Origin of the sequence: Teichococcus wenyumeiae, from assembly GCF_003696345.1 — a bacterium.
Taxonomy (GTDB): domain Bacteria; phylum Pseudomonadota; class Alphaproteobacteria; order Acetobacterales; family Acetobacteraceae; genus Pseudoroseomonas; species Pseudoroseomonas wenyumeiae.
In genome coordinates this window covers 1-3,081 of record NZ_RFLX01000116.1, presented here as the reverse complement: position 1 = coordinate 3,081, position 3,081 = coordinate 1, and the positions used below count along the sequence as shown (strand labels likewise).

General features: G+C 55.7%; 2 protein-coding genes and 1 pseudogene. 2 read left to right on the top strand and 1 reads right to left on the bottom strand.

Going from position 1 to position 3,081, the window contains the following annotated elements:
- The first annotated feature begins 156 nt into the window (after positions 1-156).
- Positions 157-950 (top strand): IS5 family transposase gene (locus EBE87_RS28020; RefSeq protein ID WP_120641158.1). Its coding sequence is split into 2 segments (ribosomal slippage): positions 157-493 and positions 493-950, totalling 795 coding nucleotides; the frame shifts between segments, so codons are not numbered across the junction.
- A 354-nt stretch (positions 951-1,304) separates the two neighbouring features.
- Here the strand turns inward: EBE87_RS28020 and EBE87_RS28015 are convergent.
- Positions 1,305-2,375, bottom strand: a complete 1,071-nt coding sequence (locus EBE87_RS28015) for a glycosyltransferase family 4 protein (RefSeq protein ID WP_120641157.1) — start codon at positions 2,373-2,375, stop codon at positions 1,305-1,307.
- 140 nt (positions 2,376-2,515) lie between these two features.
- On the opposite strand from EBE87_RS28015, the pseudogene EBE87_RS28010 reads away from it, so the two are divergent.
- Positions 2,516-2,731: pseudogene (locus EBE87_RS28010) on the top strand (IS5/IS1182 family transposase); the annotation flags it as partial.
- Between the last annotated feature and the right edge of the window lie 350 nt (positions 2,732-3,081).

Sequence of the window (3,081 nt, the reverse complement as noted above, 5' to 3'; positions counted from 1 at the left end):
CCATCAGCAGGGGCGGGTCATGACCTGAGGCGGCGATCCTGCTCGCGGAGGCTGCGCCGCACCGGGTACTTCGAGGTGTCCATCCGCCTATGGATCAGCTTTGTCCACGCCGCCTAAGGCCTGTTAGAACTTGATGCCTGTTCCCATGTTTGGGATATGGCGAAGGGCAAGAACAACCAGCTTCTCACCGATGCGGTCTGGGCAGTGTGGGAGCCGCTGATCGAGGAAGTCAGGCCTCGCGGCAAAACACCACCAAAAGAGCTACGGCGGACCATCTCTGCGATCCTCTGGCGGCACCAGAACGGCGCCAAGTGGCGCAGCATCCCAGACGATCTCGGGCCCTGGTGGCTGGCGGCGCAACTCTTCATCCGCTGGGCCAAGGCAGGTGTTTGGGAGCGCCTGCTGGAACTGGTGCAGCAGCAGGGTGTGGCGCTCGGCATGACCTTTCTCGACGGCACCAACATCCGCGCTCACCACAAAGCGGCGGGCGCGGAAAAAAGGGGGCCCATGGCACAGAGCGAGATCTCCGCGAAGCACTTGGCCGATCTCGCGGCGGGTATGGCACCAAGGCTTGTGTGATTGCTGACGGGCGCGGACGGGCCATCGCCTTTGCTCTGGCACCAGGCCAGGCGCATGAACTGCCGCTCGCACCGGGTCTGCTCAACAGCCTGCCGGACGTGCCGGGCTGGATCGTCGGCGACCGCGGATATGCCTCCGATGCTTTCCGCGAGCGGATCTGGAACATGGGCGCGCGTCCTGCCATCCCACCCAAGCGCACGGATGCGCCGGTCGCCTGTCCCGCCTGGATCTACAACAACCGATCTCGCGTGGAGAACCTCTGGGCGCGCCTGAAAGAATGGCGCGCCGTTGCCACCCGCTACGAGAAGACTGCCAGATCCTTTCTCAGCATCCTTTGCCTCGCAGCCGCCGACGATTGGATCAAGATCTAACAGGCCTTAATATGGGGAAAAATACCCAGTCAGGCGATAAGTAAGACCACTTTGCAACACGGAATACGCGCTTCTCTCCCACTTTGTGGTCTATAAAAGATAAATATTTAATCTGCCAAGATAATTCGAGAAGCTTTCTATGGTTCATCCCACTTACGCCGATTTTTCTTGGCTCGATGGTGAAGCGTGGCGTGCCATTGTCCGACAAGCCGACGAAGTTCATACTGCCTTTGAACTCCCTAACGCTGACGCAAGTCATCTTCAATGAATTGAATCCAATATAAGCGTTTTTCGACTCGCTAAATGTGATATCTATATTATCTTTAGTGAAACAGATATTTTCTGATAAATCATTCATGACACAGTTAGCGACTTAGTTTTGCCAAGGTTAATATAGATCGCAGCAAGGCTGTTCACATGACCTTCATAGCTACATTCTCTGTAGAGGATTTCGCGGAGTGAAGATGATTTTGGGCGCATCGGACCAGTCGCTGAAAAAATCTTATCCCGAATGTCCTGTACGTTTGAGGGATCAGCGTAGACGGCGTCCGTACCAAAATACTCTATGTTTCCTGGCAAACTGCTTAGGATCAACGGGCAGTCAGATGCCCACGCTTCGAGCGCAGCAAGCGACGCGCCTTCTGCCCACGTTACTTGTGCGCATGCAGCTGCAGCTTGATAAGCAGCCGGCAAAATGCCGCTGTCAGAAGGCAAACGCCCCAAAAAAAACACATCAGGGCCTGCGGCGTCTCGGCAAGCCTGTACATAGCGGGGTTCGGCTTCATGCCCGATCAAAACCAAGGCATACCCAGTGCCAGAAATCGCCTGGATCAAGGCCAACTGATTCTTCCTGGGCTCAATCCGTCCGACGCAGAGGACAAACGGACGATTTAGTAGGTCTGGATGCCTGCCAGAAACAAAGTTCCAGAAATGGCACCCGCCACCGGGCCGGAAATTGGCGAAATCAACAGGGTTCTTCACTACAGAAAACGGCCGAATTGGCATCCCTATTCGATTTGCTAAGTCCCGCTCTGCATTGCTTAAGTATACAACGTGATCCGCGAGAGAAAAAGCTGCGTGAAGTTCCTCTAAACGATAGGGACCATAATGGCCGGGCAATATGGGATGTACAGGATGCCATTTATGTTGTTCTTGCAAATCTAACAAGATAGGAGATAATATAGTTGGAATACCCAGCCACCGAGCAAATTTTAATATTGAACAAGAACTTCTGAGCGGCCACACGTTAAAAACGTGAGCAGCTGCTGAATCTTCCAGTAGTAAGGCATCACGATGCATTTGCAATAGTCGTGCGTCTATGCCTTGGCTTCTCAAAATCTGAACTGTCCGAGGGACACGTATACTTGGTCCGCCGAGATCACGGCTTTCGCTGCCATGAAGTACCAAGCTGATCGGGTGGTGCATTTATAACTCTTTATTTATGATAGAATGCTTAGGGTTGAGCTTGCCCTTAGAACGCATAGTTGGCAACGGGGCGCCTCTAAAAACCTCGCTGTTGAGACGCTGATCTGATTCACTCGCCCTGGTCAGCGGAGGTGGCAGGAATGGCGGCTCAGCCCGGCTTTTTCGATGTCGAGGAGCGATATGCGGCGCTCTCCGCAGCGGTCGACCCGCTGGAGCGGCTTGCAGCGGTGGTCGACTTCGAGATTTTCCGCCCGGTGTTGGATGCGGCGCTGGCGCGGTCAGATCGCAGCCGCGGCGGGCGTCCGCCCTATGATGCGGTGCTGATGTTCCGCATCCTGGTGCGGCAGGCGCTCTACAGGACACTTCGAAAAACCTCGCGGCTGAGGCGCGAAGCTGATTCTCATGTTCGTTGTCAACAAGCTGGCCGTGAGTATCCGCCGCGTGTAGCGGTGTCCGGCTGATTGGGTTGCACAGGGGAGGACGCGGCGGCGCAAGACGACGGTTGATCAGACTCTGATGCGCGGGTTGGTTACCGCAGGACCGGTGTTCGTCTTGGGCCTTCCTCTGTCTCAGTGTCGCGGATTGGTGCCGCCGAATCAGCGCGAGGGTTGCCCTGACCTGCCGCGGGACTGTCAGGAATTTCGTGTGCGGCGGAGCGGTTGAACATGCTCAGGCCATGGCGCGAGTGAAGCGCTCGCCGAACAGA